Here is a 16,597-nt window from a genome sequence, read left to right on the forward strand (position 1 = left end):
CTTACGCGGTCAGGCGAGTCGCCTCAATCGTGCGATCCAGCCGATCGCGAATCTCGGCGGGCAGCAGGCGGCGCGAGGAGACGCGGGGCCGGTTCATTTCGGGAATGATCCGCTCCGCCCCGTAGAGGTCCAGATATTCCTGGAAATTGTCGAACTGGCTGCGGGCGACCGCGTCCACGAATGTTTCGGCCGGGGTCCCGTTGGCCAGGATCACGTCATGGGCGGCGGTTTCGATATGGTAATAGGTCACGCGTTCGGGGAGCTGAGACATGGGAACAAAGGCGATGCTGTCGCCGTTCACAAGGGCAGCCGCGTTCACGACAAGTCCGTCCAAGATCAGGCCGTGATCTGCCGTAACAATCAGATCGCTGTGGGGCAAGCCATTGCCCAATGCCCCGGCACGAACGCAAACGGCCTGCAGGGCGTTGCCCGCCACCGCGTTCAACCGTGTCACGACGCCGATCCAGATCACCTGTGTTGCGCCGCCCTCATCCGTGGCGACAAGATCGCCGGACCGCAACCGCTCGACTGCAACCTCTCCTCCCGGTGTTGCGATCAGCGTACCGGGGGCAAAGCAGGCGCCGGTGAAGGTCGCGCCATTGTCAGTGTAGGTGGCCGGTGGGCCAGCAGGGACCTCGTCCATGAAGACGACGTCATAGGTCGGATCGGAGTCCCAGTTGAACACCGGCCAGACCTTGCCGTTCACGACCGCCGTACCGACGTAGGTATAGCCACTTGAGAACGCATTGACACTGTCGCCGATCTCGAAACTGGTGTCGGCTTCACCATCCGTCAAAACCTCGTTGAACGGCCCCTGGACCGCGGCGCCTGCCAGCGCGCCGTTCTCATAGGTGACGGAGTAGGTGGCCGTGAAGCTGCCCATGATCGTATCCTTTTTCACAAACTGAAGGGGCGCCGCCGCAGGCGGACAGCCAAATTGTGACGCCACTATACAGCTTTGGTCCCAGTCACCAAGCCTTACGACCGAGGCTGGGCAAATCGGCCCGGCGCCGGGACATGTCAGCCGTCATCCCTTGCGGATGCGCCAGGTGATTGCGCCGTCCGCTTCCTCGTGGCCTTCCAGCACATGCCCGGCCTCGACGCAGAAATGCGGCACGTCCACCACCGCCGCCGGGTCGTCCGTCATCAGCAGCAGAAGCTCGCCCGGGGCGATGCCCTGCAGGCGCTTGCGGGCCTTCAGGACGGGCAGGGGGCAAAGCAGGCCGAGGGCGTCGAGTTCATGCGTCATGCGCCTGATCTAGCCGCTTGTCCCGGCAAAGAAAAGCGCTCTCGCGCCATGCCGGAGATGTGACAGAGAGGTCAGGTGACGCCGCCGCGCCAATAGCCTATGTCGGATCCATGTTCGGAATCGAGATCATCGACGCATCGCTTTTGCCCGCCATGTTCGTGGCGCTTCTGGCCGGGGTCATATCCTTTCTCAGCCCCTGCGTGCTGCCCGTGGTACCGCCTTACCTCGCTTACATGAGCGGGGTATCCCTGACGGATCTCGGCGACCGCGCGGGGGCGAGCAGGAACAAGGCGCTGATGCCGGCGCTGTTCTTCGTGCTGGGCCTGTCGACGGTCTTTCTGCTGATGGGATTTGCCGCCTCGGCGGTGGGCGCGGCCTTTTTGCAGTACCAGGACTGGTTCAACACCGCCGCGGGCATCACCGTCATGGTCTTTGGTGCGCATTTCGTGGGTGTCTACCGGATCGGCTTTCTCGACCGCGAGGCGCGGCTGGACGCGGGCGACCGGGGCGGTTCGGCCTTTGGCGCCTATATCCTCGGGCTGGCCTTCGCTTTTGGCTGGACCCCCTGCATCGGTCCGCAACTGGGAGCGATCCTGAGCCTTGCCGCCTCTGAGGCCTCGGTCACGCGCGGCACGGTCTTGCTGGGGGTCTACGCGGCGGGACTGGGCATTCCCTTTCTGCTGGTCGCGGCCTTCCTGCCCCGGCTTGGCGGCCTCATGGGCTGGATGAAACGGCACATGGAACAGATCGAGCGGGCGATGGGCCTGCTTCTGTGGACCATCGGGCTCTTGATGCTGACGGGCGGCTTCTCGTCGCTGTCCTTCTGGCTGCTGGAAACCTTCCCGGCGCTGGCGACCCTGGGCTGAGGCTGCTGCCTTACTCTCGCCGAAAAGCCCCGTTACCATTGTCGCAACAATGAGGTGCGGACGATGGGCATTGGTCAGGCCGAAACATCGCAGGACGTCAGCAGACGCCGGGTCTTCTATATTCCCGGCTACGATCCGATTCATCCGCGCCGCTACCGCGAGCTTTACCGCAAGGAGGGCGCCACACAGGCGGCGATCTCCGGCTACGAGATCGGGCTGAAGCCCAAACGCACCGGCGGGCTCTACGGCTGGCATGTCGAAAGCGTGATGGCGGGGCAGCAGGTCTCGGCGGATGTCGAGGTTCTGGTCTGGTCCGACATCGTGCGCGACAGCATGTCGACCTCCATCCCCGCCACCTACGCACAGCTTGTCCGCACCGCTTGGGAGTATATCGCGACCGGCGCGCTGTTCCGGCTGATGCGGCTCCGCAAGGGACCGGTGATTGCTGCGCTCTATCCGATCGGAATGCTCTTGCTGCAACTGTTGGCGGCCCTGCTGGCGGGCTGGGCCGGGTTCGCGCTGATCGCGCAGCTGTCGCCTTGGCTGGGCATCGGGGCAAACGCACTGGGCCTGCTCGTCTGGGGTAGCATCGCCTGGGCGCTGCTGCGCTGGTTCAAGAAGAAGGACGGCAAGCTGTTCGCCTATTACCTGATGCATGACTACGCCTATTCGGCCCGGTTCCGGGGGGCAAACCCGCCCGAGCTGGAGGCGCGCATGGGCGACTTCGCCGGGATCATCGCCGAGGCGTTGCGCGACGACGTAGACGAGGTGCTGGTGGTCGGACATTCCTCCGGCGCGCATCTGGCGGTCTCGATCCTTGCCGACCTGATCCGCGCGGGACGGGTGCCCGCCAATGGCCCTAAACTGGCGTTCCTGAGCCTTGGGCAGGTGGTGCCTATGGTCTCTTTCCTGCGCGACGCGCACCGGTTGCGGGCCGACCTGCGATACCTAAGCGCGCGCGAGGAACTGACCTGGGTCGACGTGACGGCGCCGGGGGATGGCTGTGCCTTTGCGCTCTGCGATCCAGTCAGCGTCTCGGGCGTCGCGCCAGGGAACAAGCGCTGGCCGCTGGTGTTTTCGGCGCAGTTCACGCGCTCGCTGTCGCCCGAGCGTTGGAAGGAACTGCGGTGGAAGTTCTTTCGCCTGCATTTCCAGTACCTCTGCGCCTTCGACCGACCGTTGGACTACGACTATTTCCAGATCACCGCCGGGCCGGTCAGCCTGGGCACGCGCTATGCGAACCGTCCGCCCTCGGCCAGCCGGATCGACGTGGCGGTGTCGAAGTACACGAGCATTGCCGCATGACCCCACCGAAACCGGCGGCGCGGCCTGACCGGGTCTCGCTCTGGCGCTACGTCAAGCTCTTCCGGCAGGACATCCTCTCGGCCCAGCCCGCGCGGCTGTACCGGGCCAAGATGGCCGAGTTCCGCACCCCTTTCTTCCGGTCCTACCTGCTGAATCAGCCGGAGTTGGTGAAGACCGTGCTCAAGGATCGCCCGATGGATTTCCCGAAATCCGACCGTATCGGCGAGGGGCTGCGGCCCCTGCTGGGCGAGTCCGTCTTCCTGACCAATGGCGAAACCTGGCAGCGGCAAAGGCGCATCATCGACCCGGCTTTTGAGGGTGGGCGCCTGCGCGAGACCTATCCGGCCATGTGGGACGCCGCGCAGGCCGCGCTGGCGCGTCTGACCGCGCGGGCAGGGCAAGAGGTGGAGATCGAGGAGATCACCAGCCACGCGGCGGCGGACGTGATCTTTCGCACCTTGTTTTCCATCCCCATCGAGGACGAGATCGCGCAAGAGGTCTTTCACGAGTTCCGCGCCTACCAGCGCACCCAGCCGATCCTGAACCTGGCCGCCTTCATCCCGGTTCCGGGCTGGATGCCTCGGTTCTTCCGGCGGGACACCAAGGCCGCCGCCCGGCGCATTCGGGGACTCATCACCCGGCTGACCGAGGACCGGCAGGTGGCGATTGCCGCCGGGACCGCGCCCGACGACTTGGCCACCAAGATCATGACGACGCGCGATCCCGAGACGGGCCAGAACTTCAGCGCTCAGGAGATGGTGGACCAGGTGGCGATCTTCTTCCTTGCGGGGCATGAAACCAGCGCCTCGGCCCTGGGCTGGGCGCTGTACCTCATGGCGACGCATCCCGAGTGGCAGGAGAAGGTGGCCGAAGAGGCGCAGGTGCTGACGACCTGCGATTTCGCCGACATCTCGAAACTGCGGATCAGCCGCGACGTCTTCCGCGAGGCGTTGCGCCTCTACCCGCCGGTGCCGATGATGGTGCGCGAAACCACCTGCCCGGAACGGTTCAGGGATCGCGACATCCCGCAAGGCGCGCAGATGGTGCTCAGCCCCTGGCACCTGCACCGTCACGAGGGGCTGTGGGACAACCCCGACGGTTTCGATCCCGCCCGCTGGCAGACCGAGAACGGCAAGCGCTGCGGGCGTGAGGCCTACATGCCCTTTTCCGCCGGGCCGCGCGTCTGTACCGGGGCCGGTTTCGCGATGGTCGAGGGCGTTTTGCTGCTCTCGCTGATCCTGCGCGACCTGCGGGTGACGCCGGTCGCGGGCCACGAACCGGTGCCCGAGGCGCATCTGACCGTGCGGTCGCGTGACGGGATCTGGCTGCATGTGATGCGGCGCTGAGGCGGAAGACCGGCGAAATCCCGTCTGTGCGTCGCAGTTAGCGATAACCCTTGTCGCGGCCACTATACCCACCGCACGGCCTGCGTTATCGAAGCGGCAAACGCCTTTCTTCTCATCACACGAGGATTTCATGGGACAGGACGCCGCCACCTTTGCCAAACAGGTCGACCAGATGCGCACCGGAGCCGGTTTCATCGCCGCGCTGGACCAGTCCGGGGGCTCTACGCCCAAGGCGCTGCGTCTCTACGGCGTGACCGAGGACATGTATGACGGCGAAGACGCCATGTTCGGCGAGATCCACGAGATGCGCAGCCGAATCATCACGGCCCCGGATTTCACCAATGCCAAGGTGATCGGCGCCATCCTGTTCGAACGCACCATGCGCGGCGAGGTCGAGGGCCGCCCGACGCCGCAGGCGCTCTGGGACGTGCGCGGCATCGTGCCCTTCCTGAAGATCGACAAGGGGCTGGAAGACAAGGCGAACGGCGTCCAGCTGATGAAGCCGATCCCGGGCGTCGAGGAGACCCTGAAAGAAGCCGCCGAGTTCGGCATCTTCGGCACCAAGGAACGGTCCGTCATCCACGAGGCGAACCCCGAGGGCATCAAGGCCATCGTCGCGCAGCAGTTCGAGCTGGGCATGACCGTGCTGGCCGCGGGCCTTGTGCCGATCCTGGAGCCCGAGGTTGACATCAACTCGGCCACCAAGGCCGAGGCCGAGGCACTGCTCAAGGCCGAGATCAAGGCGCATCTCGATCAGCTGGCCGAGGGGCAGGACGTAATGCTGAAACTGACGATCCCGACCGAGGACGGTCTTTACGACGACCTGGCCGACCATCCCCGCGTGATCCGCGTGGTGGCGCTTTCGGGCGGCTATTCCACCGACGAGGCCTGCGAACGCCTGGCGCGCCAGCCCAAGATGATCGCCTCGTTCAGCCGCGCGCTGGCCGAAGGGCTGACCAAGCAGCTCTCGGATGCCGAGTTCAACGCGGCGCTGGCGGCGAACATCGACAAGATCTACAAGGCTTCCGCCTGATCCACGGCAGTAGCCGACGGTCAAATCAGCCCCGCGTCCGCACCGGACGCGGGGCTTTTTGCTGATCTGTCGCGAGTTTTCCGGAAAGCTTTGCGGTGATTTCAGGTGCTTGGCGCCGGACGGGGGTTTTCCACACCTGCGCGGGCCAAGGATTGCCGCCTATCTTGCGTCTCATATTCGACGTTCGGACCAAGGCAGGACGCAACCGCCCCCGGACGGACCAAGGACCCAGGACCAAGCATTTATAGTCAAAGGAACAGACCCGTGAAAAACTTTGCCAAGATCGTCTTCGCCGCCCTCGCGCTGACCGCCACCTCCGCTGCCGCAGGGCAGGGGGACAAGATCACCGCGATGGGCTATGGCCATTCCCAGCAACAGGCCAAGATTGTCACCATCCAGACCTGGACCGCCGCGGCGCATGAAAGCTACGGCTATGCCGACTGGAACACCGCCTATGTCGGCCAGATGGAATGCGTGCAGAACTACGCCAAGAGCACCAACGAGATCACCACTTTCTCGCGTGAGGTGATCCGGGTCGGCGGCGACCAGAGCGCGCCCTGGTCCTGCATCGTGAGCGGCTACCAGGACGTCAAGACCGGCTACAACGGCGGCTATGACGGCTACAAGCCGGCCAAGGGCTACGGCCACAAGGCCCCTGCCTATGGCAGCCACAAGAAAGTGCCGACTTTGGGCTATGGCAGCGGCTATGCCGGTCACGCCGGCGGCTACACCGGGGGCTATGGCGGCGGCTACGGCGGCTCGGCCTACAAGTACTGATTTCGGGCTGGTCCGAGCGCGGCCATCCCCACGTTCCCCCTGGCCGCGCCAGCCCCGAAGACCCCGGTGTTCCCCTCCCGCACCGGGGTCATTTCATGTCTGCCTCATCCGGACGTGCCGCGCCGCCAGTCGGCCAGAGTCTTGCCCGGTTCGTCCACGAAGAGCCCGGGCAAAGGGGTGAGATCGTCGATCCGATCGACCCGCAGGCTTAGGAACCCGCCCTCTGTTTCGTCCCAGCCGACGCAGGTCCAGACCCGGCCGAAGTAATCCAGGTGCAGGGGGCGGATGTCATGGCTCTTGCCGCCGGTACTCACCCGCAGGCGCTGACGGGCGCGGATCGCCGCGCGGATCACCGGCATATGGACAAAACCGCGTGCCGCCTCGGCAAAGGATTCCGTGGCAAAGCCGAAAGGGGCAGGGGCGGGGCCTGCGTCCTCTGGCAGGACCGCCTCGATCTTGGCCGCCAGGGACCGCGCGGCACCGGCCTGTTCCGGCAGGTCGGAAGCCCCCAGCGCGGCCAACGCGAGGTGCAGCGCCTCCAGCTCGTCCTCGGTCAGGTTCAGCGGCGGCAGGGTGATCGCTGCCTGCACAGTGTAGCCGTATCCGCGCGCGCCCTCGACGGGCACGCCAGAGGCGGCCAGCACTTCCATGTCGCGGTAGATCGTCCGCACCGAGACCCCCAGGTCCTGGGCCATCGCCTCGGCGGTGTGCAGCTTGCCGTCGCGCAGGCGCTGGGTCAGCGCGTAGAGCCGGTCCTTGCGGTTCATCCGCCTGCGTCCTTTCCTTTGTCCAACCGGCGAGCGGGGCCGGGATTCGCGCCTGTTGCCCGGTGTCGCGGTGGGCGATTCCGGGCAAGAAGCCGCGTACATACTGACAAAATCCTGACAACTGACAAGCTCATGACAAAACGAGTGCGCGAGCGCGGCGCTTTGGCCCTTTTTCGGGGCTCAAAGTCTATATAGATAGCCGCAGTGGCATTGATGCGCGGAGCCGGTGCGGTCTCCGCCGACCTGAGGAGAGATATCATGGGTATCGGAAACATCGGCCTTCCCGGCCTTCTGCTGATCGCCGTTGTCGTGCTGGTGCTGTTCGGCCGCGGCAAGATCTCGTCGCTGATGGGCGAAGTGGGCAAAGGCATCACCGCCTTCAAGAAAGGCGTGAGCGACGGCCAGCAGGAACTGGAAGACCAGAAGGCGGACGAGGCCAAGGACGTGACCCCCGCCGAGGAAAGCAAAGACAAGGACAAGGTGTAAGCCACCATGTTCGATCTCGGCTTCGGCGAACTGCTGGTCATCGGCATCGTTGCGCTGATCATCGTCGGTCCCAAGGACCTGCCGGTGCTTTTTCGCAACGTGGGCCGGTTCATGGGCAAGGCGCGCGGCATGGCGCGCGAGTTCAGTCGCGCAATGAACGACGCGGCGGATGAATCCGGCATGCGCGATGTGGCCAAGACCTTCAAGACGGCCACCAACCCGGTCAGCAGCGCGATGGACGGCGTCAAGGACGCCGCCAAGTCCATGACCAACCTGGACCCGGACAGCGAGACCGGCAAGCTGGCGAAGGAACGCGACGAGGCCAGGAAGAAGATCGAGGCCAACGCCGCGCGCAAGGCCGCCGAGCGCAAGCAGCGCGAGGCCGAAGAGGCCGCGCGCCGGGCCGAGGAACTGGAGGCCTCTCTGAAGGCCCCCGATGAGGCGGCCGCGCCCAAGGCGGCCCCGGACGAAGGGGACAAACCGGCATGAATAATGCCCAGGACGAGATCGAGGACAGCTCGGCCCCGCTGATCGAGCATCTGGCAGAGCTGCGCACGCGACTGATCCGGTCGGTGGTGGCGCTGCTGATCGGTATCTGCATCTGTTTCATCCCGCTGGGCGGCGATTTCATCGCCGAACACATCCTGCGGTTCCTGCTGGTCCCGATCGAAACGACGCTGCGCGCGCTGGGGGACCCCTCGCCGACGCTGCAATACACCAGCCCGCAGGAATACCTGTTCGTGCTGTTCCGCATCGGCTTGGTCTTTGGGTTTGCGATGGCCTTTCCGGTCATCGCGCACCAGATGTGGCGCTTCGTGGCGCCGGGCCTCTACCGGTCCGAGAAAAGCGCCTTTCTGCCCTTCCTCGTGGCCTCGCCGGTCATGTTCCTGCTGGGGGCAAGCTTTGCGCATTTCGTGGTGACGCCGCTGGCAATGGCCTTTTTCCTTGGCTTCACCGATGCGCCCTCGGTCTTTGCCAACCTCATGTCGGGCACGGTCGACCCTGACGGGATCGCCGCCGCCGTGGTGCCCGAGACGAGTGAAGGGCTGAAGATCACCTTCTTCGGCAAGGTCAACGAGAGCCTGCAAACCTCCCTGGTCTTCATCATGGCCTTCGGCCTGTGCTTTCAGCTGCCGGTTCTCTTGACGCTGATGGGCAAGGCGGGGTTGGTCTCGGCCGATGGTCTTGGCAGCGTGCGCAAATACGCGATGGTCGGCATCCTGGTGCTGGCCGCGCTGGTGACGCCGCCGGACGTGGTCACGCAGGTGATCCTGTTCACGGTGGTCTACGGTCTCTACGAGATCTCGATCATCCTGGTGCGCCGCGTCGAGAAGAAGCGCGAGGCCGACCTGAAAGAACAGGGTCTGTGGTTCGAGGAAGAACCCGACACCGAGAATGATCCGCTGATGGACGAATTCGACGAAGAAGAATTCGACGAAGGCGAGGGCCGCCAGAAATGAGCGGAAAGAAGGCCAAGAGCACCGCGGCGCTGGAACGCATCGCCGCGGCGCTGGAACGGATGTCACCCGCACCGCAGGCAGAGCCGGAGTTTGACGGGGCAGAAGCCTTTGTCTGGCATGTAGAGCCGGACCGGCTGGTGCCGGTGCCTCAGGTCAACCGCATCCCGCTGGAGTTGCTGGTGGGGATCGACCGATCCCGGGACACGCTGTTGGCAAACACCCGCCAGTTCGCCCGTGGCCTACCGGCCAACAACGCGCTCCTTTGGGGCGCGCGGGGCATGGGCAAGTCGAGCATCGTCAAGGCGATCCACGCCGCCGTCCGCACAGAGGGGCACGACCTGAAACTGGTCGAGTTGCAGCGTGAGGACCTGGCTTCTGTCGGTCGTCTGCTGAACGTGCTGCGGGGCACCGATCATCGCTTTGTGCTGTTCTGCGACGACCTGTCGTTCAGCCATGACGACGAGCACTACAAGAGCCTCAAGGCCGTGCTGGACGGTGGCATCGAGGGACGGCCCGAAAACGTTCTGTTCTATGCGACCTCCAACCGGCGCCACCTGATGCCGCGCGACATGATCGAGAACGAACGGTCCACGGCCATCAACCCGTCGGAGGCGGTCGAGGAAAAGGTGTCGCTGTCGGATCGGTTCGGCCTGTGGCTGGGCTTCCACCCCTGTTCGCAGGACGAGTACCTCGAGATGATCCGGGGCTATTGCGACGCCTATGGTGTCAGCGTGGCCGAGGACGAGCTGCGCGCCGAAGCGGTGGAATGGCAAGCGACGCGCGGGGCGCGGTCTGGCCGGGTGGCCTGGCAGTTCTTTACCGACCTGGCGGGTCGCAAGGGCGTCTCGCTGGGGTGAGCTCTAGGCCCCCGGGCGTTCGCCACGGCGTGAGGCGATCCGGGTCAGCGGGCCGAGATTGAGCCAGTCGGGCAAGCGCCGCATCGCCCAGCTGTCTCCCAGAACTTCCAGCCGCCGGGTTTCGACCGCCCGGGAGGGGCTGATGTCTCCGCGCAGCAGATAAATCGCATCCGGCAGCGTGCAGGCGAGGTAGAGGTTCACCTCGCCGCCCGGATCGTCGACACAAAGCTCACAGGTGCCTTTCTGGTTCAGGAACCACCAGAAACGTTTCGAGTCGACCTGGTCGGTCAGGTCGAGCCGGACCAGGCAGCGCCCGGGACCGAAGGCCCCCGGATCGCTGCCGCTTTCCAGCCCCCAGACAAGCAGGCCCAGGTCGATCTCGTGTTCTTTCAGCGCGCGGCGGGTCCAACGCTGGCCCCAGATGCCCAGGGCCTCGACCAGCGGTACGAACTCCGCCCCCGCTTCGGTCAGGCGGTAGCCGGGGCGTTTTTCTCCCATGTCGTAGCGTTCGATGACGCCTTCCTCGATCAGCCATTTCAGGCGGGATGACAGCAGCGAGGGGGACATCAGCGGCACGCCGCGTTTCAACTCGCTGAAGCGGCGCGGTCCTGCGGCGAGATCGCGGACGATCAGCGCGTTCCAGCGTTCGCAAAAAAGCTCCGCCGCCTTGGCGACCGGACAGAACTGGCCGTAGGATTTCACGCCGGCCCCCGTTGCTACAGATCTTGAACTATACCGCATGGGCCTCTGTGCGTCACCTTCAGGGGACAAGCCAACAGCCTTGGAGGACGGACCATGACCACATCCACTGCTTCGGCCGGACAAGTTTCGACATCGGCCGCCGAAATCTACGACGCCTTTTTTGTCCCGGCCCTGTTTGGCGCCTGGGCCGGGCCGCTCTGTGACGCTGCGGGAATCGAGGCGGGCAACTGCGTGCTGGATGTCGCCTGCGGCACCGGAGCGACAACCCGAGAGGCGGCGCGCCGGGCCGGCGACCGGGGGCAGGTCACCGGGCTTGACCGCAACGACGGCATGATTGCCGTGGCCCGCCGGAACGAGGCCGGCATTACCTGGGTCGAAGGCCTTGCCGAGGACCTGCCCTTTGCGCCGGAAAGTCTAGACGTGGTGTTGTGCCAGTTCGGCCTGATGTTCCTTGACGACCGGGCGGCGGCGATCGGTGAAATGCGGCGGGTGCTGCGTCCCGGCGGCAGGATTGCCCTGTCGGTCTGGGACCGCGTCGCCAACTCGCCGGGCTATGCCGCCATGATCGCGCTCATCGACGAGATGTTCGGTGCCGATGCCGCCGGGGCGCTGCGCGCGCCCTTTGTGCTTGGCGACATGGCGGCGGTCAGGGAGGTGCTCGAGGCCGGCGGGCTGGGCGGGGCGCATGTCACCACCTTGACCGGCACAGCGCGTTTTGCCTCGATCCGCGACTGGGTGCGCACGGATGTCAGGGGATGGACCCTGTCGGAGTTCATCGATGACGCGGGGTTCGAGGCCCTGGTGACAGCGGCAGAACAGCGGCTGGCGCGATTTGTCGACGGTGACGGCAGCGTGGCGTTTCCGGCGCCCGCGCATATCGCGGTCTGGACCAAAGGACCGCAGTCCGCCTGAGTCCGGGGGGCAAAGAGACCGGCCCCGTCGCAAGGCGACGGGGCCAATACTATGCTTGCGGGATCAGCGCAGGTAGGACATCGGGTCTGCGCTGTCGAGACCCTGGCGCACTTCGAAGTGCAGGAAGCCGACCTCGCCCGGGGCGACGCGCGCGATCTGCTGTCCACGGCTGACGGAATCGCCCACGTTCACGCTGATGTCCGCGACGTTCAGGTAGACCGTGTTCACGTTGTCCGGGTGACGGACGATGATGAAGCTGGAGCCGTTGGTCTTTTTCGACACGCTGATGACCGATCCGGCGGCGGCGGCCGAAACCGGCGTGCCGGGCGAGGCGCTGATGTCGATGCCAGGGTTCGAGCCGGGATTGTATTCGCGGATGATCGAGCCGGAGACCGGCATGGTCATGCTGCCCTTGGCCTTGGCCTTGTTCTGGCCGATGTCGGCGACGGGTTCTTCGGGCTTGGGCGTCGGGTCGGCGGTGCCGCGCGGTTTCGGTGTCTCCGCGGGCAGCGGCGCCGCAGCCGAGGGCGGCACCGGCGTGGGAGACCCCGATCCCGGGGGCGTGGTCGCGGGGTCGCTGCTGCGCGGCTCCGTCGGCTTGGCCACGGGGATCAGCAGGTACTGGCCTTCGCGGATCGCGAAATCCCGGTCCAGCCCGTTCCATTCGGACAGGGCGCGCGGCGACACGTTGTAGAGCCGGGCGATGGTAAAGGCGGTTTCGCCACGCGCGACCTTGTGCCGGACGGGTTCGACGCCGGTTTGCGGGTCGGCTGAGCGGCGCGAGGTGTCCGGGGCGCCGTCGATCGCGTTGGAGGCCAGGGTGGTCACGTCCACGCTGGACGGCGGACGGATCGGGCCGGTGGTGGTGGCGCCGGTCGCGGGCGAGGGTTCCGCCACGCGGCGGGGCAGGGCGATGATCTCGCCCCGGCGCAACGGATCGTTCGGACGGATGCCGTTGTACCGGCCCAGCTCATCGGCCGGCAGTCCGATGCGGGCGGCCACGTCGGCCAGCGTATCGCCCCGCTGGGCCACGGCGACCTGGTAGCTGGGGTAGGAAATGATGCCGCGATTGTCCGGTTCCGGCCGGGCGGTTGTCGCCTTGAGCGCGGCATCGGTGGTGTCGACGCCACCGCCGATCCCGCCGCGCAGGTCGAAATCGAGCCCGTCGGAACAGGCGGAAAGCAGGGCAACAAGGGCAAGAGCCGTCATGGGGCGGGAGGCAGATGTCATCTCGATATCCTCACATGCACCCCTTGTCTCCGGGGCGTCACAGGTTGGCGGCGCCTGTCCGACACCACACCGGGCGGTCAGTCCTTGCCAAGCCCTTCGACCAGGGGAACGAAACGCACCGGACGCATCTCGTGATACTCGTACCCACTGTCCGTCCGCGTCACGCGGATCAGGCTTTGCACGGCGTCGGACTGGCCCACCGGCACGACCATGATACCGCCAATCTTCAGTTGCGCCAATAGGGGGCCGGGCGGGTCTTCGGCGGCTGCGGTCACAATAATGCGGTCAAAGGGCGCCTGGTCGGGCAATCCGAAAGAGCCATCGGCAGTGAAGGCGGTGATGTTGGTCAGTTCCAGCGCCTCGAAGACCTGGCGCGCCGCATGGACCAGCCTGCGGTGCCGGTCGACCGTGTAGACCCGCCTTGCCAGCTGCGACAGGATCGCCGCCTGGTAGCCCGATCCGGTGCCCACCTCCAGCACCTTGTCGCGCGGCCCGATCTTCAGCGCCTGGGTCATCAGGCCCACGACGGAGGGCTGAGAGATGGTCTGACCGCAGGCAATGGGCAGGGGCATGTCGTCATAGGCGCGGTCGGTGAAATAGCCCTGGATGAAACGCCCGCGGTCGATGCTTTCCATTGCGTTCAGCACGGCTTTGTCCGTCACGCCCTTGGAGCGCAGCGCAAAGAGGAATTGCATCTTGGCTTCGGCGTCGAAGCTCATGAAAAGGCGTCTTTCAGGCTGTTCAGCGCTGCGTGGTCGGTCAGGTCGGCCAGCATCGGCGTGACCGTGATCCAGCCCTTGAGGTTCATGTCCGCGTCGGTGCCGCTGTCGGTCGCGGCCCGCTGGTCGCCGCCGCGTACCCAGAGGAACCGCCGGCCGGACGGCGAATGCGTCGCCTCGACCGAAAAGCGGGTGTCGCGGCGCAGGCCCTGCGGCGCGACGGTGGTGCCCGCCACGTCAGCGGCCGGGACCGGCGGAAAGTTCACGTTGTAGAAACGGCGATAGCCGCCCGCGTGGGCGGGATCGGCGGCCAGGATGGCACGCACCGTGGCGGCGCCATGTTTTGCCGAGGCTTCGAAGGGATTGTCGGCCTGGGCATTGGCGGGGCCGTAATATTGCGACAGGGCAATGGCGGGCAGGCCCTGGAGTGCGGCCTCCATCGCGCCGCCCAGCGTGCCGGAATAAAGCGCGTTCTCGGCAGAGTTGTTGCCCCGGTTCACCCCCGACAGCACCAGGTCCGGCGCATTGTCCTTCAGCACGTCGTGCAACCCGGCCAGCACGCAGTCCGCCGGGCTGCCTTCCGCGGCGAAGGTGCGTTCATCCAGTTGGGCGATCATCGTCGGGTGGCTGTAGGATATGCAATGCGCCACGCCCGATTGTTCAAAGGCGGGGGCCACGGTCCAGACTTCGCCCGATGGCCCGGCCAGCTCGGCGGCGATGTCGGAAAGAACCTTGAGACCCGGCGCGTTGATGCCGTCGTCATTGGTGATGAGAATGCGCATGAAAGGCGTGCCCGTGCTGATTTGTTCTTCTCTAGGGGCTGGGGCGCCTGCGTTGCAACCCTATCATGGGCGCTGAGGTCCGGCACCTCGGGGGCGAGGTACCGAAGCCACGGATTATCAGGCGAGCGCGGCCAGCAGGCGCGCGGCCTCCGCCTCTGGCGTGGCCAGGGCGTCGCGGTTTTCACCGGGGTGGAACCGGGCGCGTACGGCGGTGGCCATCGGGCGCGGTTCCAGCACATGGACACGGGGGCCGGTGCGTTCGGATTCCGCGGCCCAGCTGCGGGCCAAAGCGATCTGCGCGGCCTTTGTGGTGCCATAGAGACCGTAGAATTTCTGTCCCTTCACCGGATCGTCGAAGAACAGCGCCTGACCGGTCTCGCCCAGCAGGGGGGCCACGAAAGGCACCAGGTGGCCCATCGCGTCGGCATTGGTGGCCAGCGATTTCTGCCATTCCTTCGGGTCGATATGGACCGCCGGGGTCAGCGCACTGGCATGAACCGCCGTATGTGCCCAGAGCGCCAGCGTGCCCTCGCCCTCGGGTGTCTCGGGCGACCAGCGGTCATGGATCGAGCGGCAGAGGTGGGCCATCGCGTCGCGGTCGGTGACATCCATCGGCGCCAGGGTGGCCTGGCCGCCCTTTGCCTTGATGCGGTCGTCGAGCTCTTCGAGCCCGCCGACGGTGCGGGCCACGGCGATGATGTGAAAATCGGGCGCAAGCGCCTCTGCCAGGGCAAAGCCCAGGCCACGAGAGGCGCCGGTGATGAGGGCGAGCTTGGTCATGTCAGGCCATGTGCCGGGCTTTCGCGGGCGCGTCAAGCGCGGCGCGTTGCCTCAATCCGCGGCCAGGTGGGGGCGGATGTCGTCGCCGCAGGCAGCGTAGATCTCCAGCAGGTCGTCAAAGGAAATCCCCTGGGCCTGCGCCTCGGCCAGCGGGCCGTCTGTCGCCGTCACCTGCGGGCGCTGCGCCGGGTCGGGCAGGGTCAGGGTGACCGCGCTATCGGCCTCGTCCTCGAACAGGGGAAGGGCATTGGCCAATAGCCCCTCGGCGGGGCCGAAGGGCTGGTCCGGGTTATCGACCGTGGCCAGATAGGCGCGAAACACGGTCTCGGGCACCTCGACCCAGGGACCGAAGGAGAACCCGTCATCGCTGCCACGCAGGGGCAGGGTCAGCACGGCGCGCAGGAAATAGCGCGCCCCGATGCGGCAGAACTCCGGCCCCAGCCGGTCGTCCCCGATTTCCAGGTCGTTCTCATCCGGGCGCGGCCGGTGCGGCCAGTCGTCCGGCGCGTCGAACCCGATGTCGTAGATGCCGGAAAACTGTCGTCCGCAGCAGGGGCAGACCCTGTCGGGGGCATTGAAACGGCGCCAGCGGCTGTCGAGGGCAAGAAGGGTCATGGCTCTGGTGTGCGGCGCTTTGCCGGGGTGGTCAAGAGGCTGGGCAGCCAGTCCGCCTTGCGGCATGCTGGTGGCATGGGAAAGACTGGAGAGTGACGATGCTGAAACGGAGTCTGATGGTCTGTGCCTTGCTGGTGCCGGGGACCCTGGCGGCCGATGAGATCTCGGGCGACTGGTGCGCGCCGGACGGGCAGATGCTGACCATCAAGGGCAGCCGGGTGGTCGCCCCTTCGGGAATCGAGACCGATGGCCAATACAGCCGCCATCGCTATCAGTTCGTCATGCCCGAGGGAGGGCACGACGCGGGCGTGACCGTGGTGATCCGGCAATTGTCGGAGGAAGAGGCGCTGGTCAGTTTCGGCGAGGGCGCGCCCGTCAGCTGGACGCGCTGTCGCGACGTGACCAGCTGATCCTATTGCGCGACGGGCTGGGTCAGCCAGCGGGTCTTGCCCTGTTGCAGCAGGGCGATGCGGCCATCCTCGATGGCCACGATCGGGTCGCGACCGATCTTGTCACCGGCTTTCAGCGTGACGACCTTGCCTCGCGAGGTCCGCACAAGGGCCTTGCGGGCCTCTCCGCCGCCGAAGGTGCCCAAGAGGATCAGCTTGTCGAGGTTGCCCGTCGCGGGCGTGGTGGCCGCCGCGATGACGGCCTGCGGTGTTGCGGTTTCCTGTGCCATGTCCTGGTTCCGTTTTGAACAGATCAGGGGCC

21 protein-coding genes are annotated in these 16,597 nt (G+C 66.0%); 11 read left to right on the top strand and 10 right to left on the bottom strand.

Annotated features, from left to right (window positions below):
• Position 1: 1 nt before the first annotated feature.
• Both BLQ71_RS00735 and BLQ71_RS00740 read right to left on the bottom strand, forming a co-directional pair.
• Positions 2 to 883, bottom strand: coding sequence for a Hint domain-containing protein (locus tag BLQ71_RS00735; RefSeq protein ID WP_074620364.1), 882 nt, complete (start codon positions 881 to 883; stop codon positions 2 to 4).
• Between the two features lie 144 nt (positions 884 to 1,027).
• Positions 1,028 to 1,249, bottom strand: a complete 222-nt coding sequence (locus BLQ71_RS00740) for a sulfurtransferase TusA family protein (RefSeq protein ID WP_043139736.1) — start codon at positions 1,247 to 1,249, stop codon at positions 1,028 to 1,030.
• 110 nt (positions 1,250 to 1,359) lie between these two features.
• Between BLQ71_RS00740 and BLQ71_RS00745 the strand changes: the two genes are divergently transcribed.
• The 5 genes from BLQ71_RS00745 (at position 1,360) to BLQ71_RS00765 (ending at position 6,576) form a co-directional block, all read left to right on the top strand.
• Positions 1,360 to 2,115, top strand: a complete 756-nt coding sequence (locus tag BLQ71_RS00745) for a cytochrome c biogenesis CcdA family protein (RefSeq protein ID WP_074620365.1) — start codon at positions 1,360 to 1,362, stop codon at positions 2,113 to 2,115.
• 63 nt (positions 2,116 to 2,178) lie between these two features.
• Positions 2,179 to 3,420 (top strand): hypothetical protein, encoded by a 1,242-nt coding sequence (locus tag BLQ71_RS00750; RefSeq protein ID WP_074620366.1) that lies wholly within the window; start codon positions 2,179 to 2,181, stop codon positions 3,418 to 3,420.
• A complete protein-coding gene (locus BLQ71_RS00755; RefSeq protein ID WP_074620367.1) occupies positions 3,417 to 4,766 on the top strand; it encodes a cytochrome P450 in 1,350 nt (449 codons plus the stop codon). The genes BLQ71_RS00750 and BLQ71_RS00755 overlap by 4 nt, the downstream gene beginning before the upstream one ends.
• A gap of 130 nt (positions 4,767 to 4,896) precedes the next feature.
• The gene (locus tag BLQ71_RS00760) at positions 4,897 to 5,799 is read left to right on the top strand and encodes a fructose bisphosphate aldolase (RefSeq protein ID WP_043139727.1); all 903 of its coding nucleotides are present in this window, start codon (positions 4,897 to 4,899) and stop codon (positions 5,797 to 5,799) included.
• A gap of 264 nt (positions 5,800 to 6,063) precedes the next feature.
• Positions 6,064 to 6,576 carry a hypothetical protein gene (locus BLQ71_RS00765; protein WP_069211505.1) on the top strand — a complete coding sequence of 171 codons (513 nt, stop codon included), beginning with the start codon at positions 6,064 to 6,066 and terminating at the stop codon, positions 6,574 to 6,576.
• 104 nt (positions 6,577 to 6,680) lie between these two features.
• On the opposite strand, the gene BLQ71_RS00770 is transcribed toward BLQ71_RS00765, so the two are convergent.
• The gene (locus tag BLQ71_RS00770) at positions 6,681 to 7,343 is read right to left on the bottom strand and encodes a helix-turn-helix transcriptional regulator (RefSeq protein ID WP_043139723.1); all 663 of its coding nucleotides are present in this window, start codon (positions 7,341 to 7,343) and stop codon (positions 6,681 to 6,683) included.
• A 258-nt stretch (positions 7,344 to 7,601) separates the two neighbouring features.
• Here BLQ71_RS00770 and tatA point away from each other — a divergent pair, with 258 nt between their 5' ends.
• The 4 genes from tatA to BLQ71_RS00790 are packed head-to-tail and all read left to right on the top strand — an operon-like array spanning position 7,602 to position 10,146.
• Positions 7,602 to 7,829, top strand: a complete 228-nt coding sequence (gene tatA / locus BLQ71_RS00775) for a twin-arginine translocase TatA/TatE family subunit (protein ID WP_043139721.1) — start codon at positions 7,602 to 7,604, stop codon at positions 7,827 to 7,829.
• Between the two features lie 6 nt (positions 7,830 to 7,835).
• Positions 7,836 to 8,318, top strand: coding sequence for a Sec-independent protein translocase protein TatB (gene tatB / locus BLQ71_RS00780; RefSeq protein ID WP_043139719.1), 483 nt, complete (start codon positions 7,836 to 7,838; stop codon positions 8,316 to 8,318).
• A complete protein-coding gene (gene tatC / locus BLQ71_RS00785; RefSeq protein ID WP_043139717.1) occupies positions 8,315 to 9,289 on the top strand; it encodes a twin-arginine translocase subunit TatC in 975 nt (324 codons plus the stop codon). Before tatB ends, tatC begins: the two co-directional genes overlap by 4 nt.
• Entirely contained in the window at positions 9,286 to 10,146 is an 861-nt protein-coding gene (locus BLQ71_RS00790) for an ATP-binding protein (protein ID WP_074620368.1), read from the top strand. The genes tatC and BLQ71_RS00790 overlap by 4 nt, the downstream gene beginning before the upstream one ends.
• A gap of 3 nt (positions 10,147 to 10,149) precedes the next feature.
• On the opposite strand, the gene BLQ71_RS00795 is transcribed toward BLQ71_RS00790, so the two are convergent.
• The gene (locus BLQ71_RS00795) at positions 10,150 to 10,848 is read right to left on the bottom strand and encodes a winged helix-turn-helix transcriptional regulator (protein ID WP_043139711.1); all 699 of its coding nucleotides are present in this window, start codon (positions 10,846 to 10,848) and stop codon (positions 10,150 to 10,152) included.
• Between the two features lie 93 nt (positions 10,849 to 10,941).
• Between BLQ71_RS00795 and BLQ71_RS00800 the strand changes: the two genes are divergently transcribed.
• Positions 10,942 to 11,760: a class I SAM-dependent methyltransferase gene (locus BLQ71_RS00800; RefSeq protein ID WP_074620369.1), complete on the top strand. Its 819-nt coding sequence runs from the start codon at positions 10,942 to 10,944 to the stop codon at positions 11,758 to 11,760.
• Between the two features lie 63 nt (positions 11,761 to 11,823).
• Here BLQ71_RS00800 and BLQ71_RS00805 read toward each other — a convergent pair whose 3' ends face one another.
• The 5 genes from BLQ71_RS00805 to BLQ71_RS00825 all read right to left on the bottom strand — a co-directional run bounded on the left by BLQ71_RS00805 (position 11,824) and on the right by BLQ71_RS00825 (position 15,886).
• Entirely contained in the window at positions 11,824 to 12,990 is a 1,167-nt protein-coding gene (locus tag BLQ71_RS00805) for a peptidoglycan DD-metalloendopeptidase family protein (RefSeq protein ID WP_074620370.1), read from the bottom strand.
• 77 nt (positions 12,991 to 13,067) lie between these two features.
• Entirely contained in the window at positions 13,068 to 13,709 is a 642-nt protein-coding gene (locus tag BLQ71_RS00810) for a protein-L-isoaspartate(D-aspartate) O-methyltransferase (protein WP_043139704.1), read from the bottom strand.
• The gene (gene surE, locus BLQ71_RS00815; protein WP_069211501.1) at positions 13,706 to 14,491 is read right to left on the bottom strand and encodes a 5'/3'-nucleotidase SurE; all 786 of its coding nucleotides are present in this window, start codon (positions 14,489 to 14,491) and stop codon (positions 13,706 to 13,708) included. The genes BLQ71_RS00810 and surE overlap by 4 nt, the downstream gene beginning before the upstream one ends.
• 117 nt (positions 14,492 to 14,608) lie before the next feature.
• On the bottom strand, positions 14,609 to 15,271 hold the full coding sequence (locus tag BLQ71_RS00820) for an SDR family NAD(P)-dependent oxidoreductase (protein WP_043139699.1): 663 nt from the start codon (positions 15,269 to 15,271) through the stop codon (positions 14,609 to 14,611).
• Between the two features lie 51 nt (positions 15,272 to 15,322).
• Positions 15,323 to 15,886, bottom strand: a complete 564-nt coding sequence (locus BLQ71_RS00825; protein ID WP_074620371.1) for a DUF2199 domain-containing protein — start codon at positions 15,884 to 15,886, stop codon at positions 15,323 to 15,325.
• A 98-nt stretch (positions 15,887 to 15,984) separates the two neighbouring features.
• On the opposite strand from BLQ71_RS00825, the gene BLQ71_RS00830 reads away from it, so the two are divergent.
• Positions 15,985 to 16,296 carry a hypothetical protein gene (locus BLQ71_RS00830; RefSeq protein WP_074620372.1) on the top strand — a complete coding sequence of 104 codons (312 nt, stop codon included), beginning with the start codon at positions 15,985 to 15,987 and terminating at the stop codon, positions 16,294 to 16,296.
• 2 nt (positions 16,297 to 16,298) lie between these two features.
• Here the strand turns inward: BLQ71_RS00830 and BLQ71_RS00835 are convergent, their stop codons facing one another.
• The gene (locus tag BLQ71_RS00835; RefSeq protein WP_052244376.1) at positions 16,299 to 16,565 is read right to left on the bottom strand and encodes a hypothetical protein; all 267 of its coding nucleotides are present in this window, start codon (positions 16,563 to 16,565) and stop codon (positions 16,299 to 16,301) included.
• Between the last annotated feature and the right edge of the window lie 32 nt (positions 16,566 to 16,597).

Source organism: Antarctobacter albus (assembly GCF_900101505.1).
Taxonomy (GTDB): domain Bacteria; phylum Pseudomonadota; class Alphaproteobacteria; order Rhodobacterales; family Rhodobacteraceae; genus Antarctobacter; species Antarctobacter albus.

Coding starts and splice junctions, on each gene's coding strand:
- BLQ71_RS00740 (WP_043139736.1), bottom strand. CDS start 1,249: ATGACGCATGAACTCGACGCCCTCGGCCTGCTTTGCCCCCTGCCCGTC.
- BLQ71_RS00805 (WP_074620370.1), bottom strand. CDS start 12,990: ATGACATCTGCCTCCCGCCCCATGACGGCTCTTGCCCTTGTTGCCCTG.
- BLQ71_RS00755 (WP_074620367.1), top strand. CDS start 3,417: ATGACCCCACCGAAACCGGCGGCGCGGCCTGACCGGGTCTCGCTCTGG.
- BLQ71_RS00820 (WP_043139699.1), bottom strand. CDS start 15,271: ATGACCAAGCTCGCCCTCATCACCGGCGCCTCTCGTGGCCTGGGCTTT.
- tatA (WP_043139721.1), top strand. CDS start 7,602: ATGGGTATCGGAAACATCGGCCTTCCCGGCCTTCTGCTGATCGCCGTT.
- tatB (WP_043139719.1), top strand. CDS start 7,836: ATGTTCGATCTCGGCTTCGGCGAACTGCTGGTCATCGGCATCGTTGCG.
- tatC (WP_043139717.1), top strand. CDS start 8,315: ATGAATAATGCCCAGGACGAGATCGAGGACAGCTCGGCCCCGCTGATC.
- BLQ71_RS00790 (WP_074620368.1), top strand. CDS start 9,286: ATGAGCGGAAAGAAGGCCAAGAGCACCGCGGCGCTGGAACGCATCGCC.
- BLQ71_RS00770 (WP_043139723.1), bottom strand. CDS start 7,343: ATGAACCGCAAGGACCGGCTCTACGCGCTGACCCAGCGCCTGCGCGAC.
- BLQ71_RS00760 (WP_043139727.1), top strand. CDS start 4,897: ATGGGACAGGACGCCGCCACCTTTGCCAAACAGGTCGACCAGATGCGC.
- surE (WP_069211501.1), bottom strand. CDS start 14,491: ATGCGCATTCTCATCACCAATGACGACGGCATCAACGCGCCGGGTCTC.
- BLQ71_RS00745 (WP_074620365.1), top strand. CDS start 1,360: ATGTTCGGAATCGAGATCATCGACGCATCGCTTTTGCCCGCCATGTTC.
- BLQ71_RS00825 (WP_074620371.1), bottom strand. CDS start 15,886: ATGACCCTTCTTGCCCTCGACAGCCGCTGGCGCCGTTTCAATGCCCCC.
- BLQ71_RS00835 (WP_052244376.1), bottom strand. CDS start 16,565: ATGGCACAGGAAACCGCAACACCGCAGGCCGTCATCGCGGCGGCCACC.
- BLQ71_RS00800 (WP_074620369.1), top strand. CDS start 10,942: ATGACCACATCCACTGCTTCGGCCGGACAAGTTTCGACATCGGCCGCC.
- BLQ71_RS00750 (WP_074620366.1), top strand. CDS start 2,179: ATGGGCATTGGTCAGGCCGAAACATCGCAGGACGTCAGCAGACGCCGG.
- BLQ71_RS00830 (WP_074620372.1), top strand. CDS start 15,985: ATGCTGAAACGGAGTCTGATGGTCTGTGCCTTGCTGGTGCCGGGGACC.
- BLQ71_RS00735 (WP_074620364.1), bottom strand. CDS start 883: ATGGGCAGCTTCACGGCCACCTACTCCGTCACCTATGAGAACGGCGCG.
- BLQ71_RS00810 (WP_043139704.1), bottom strand. CDS start 13,709: ATGAGCTTCGACGCCGAAGCCAAGATGCAATTCCTCTTTGCGCTGCGC.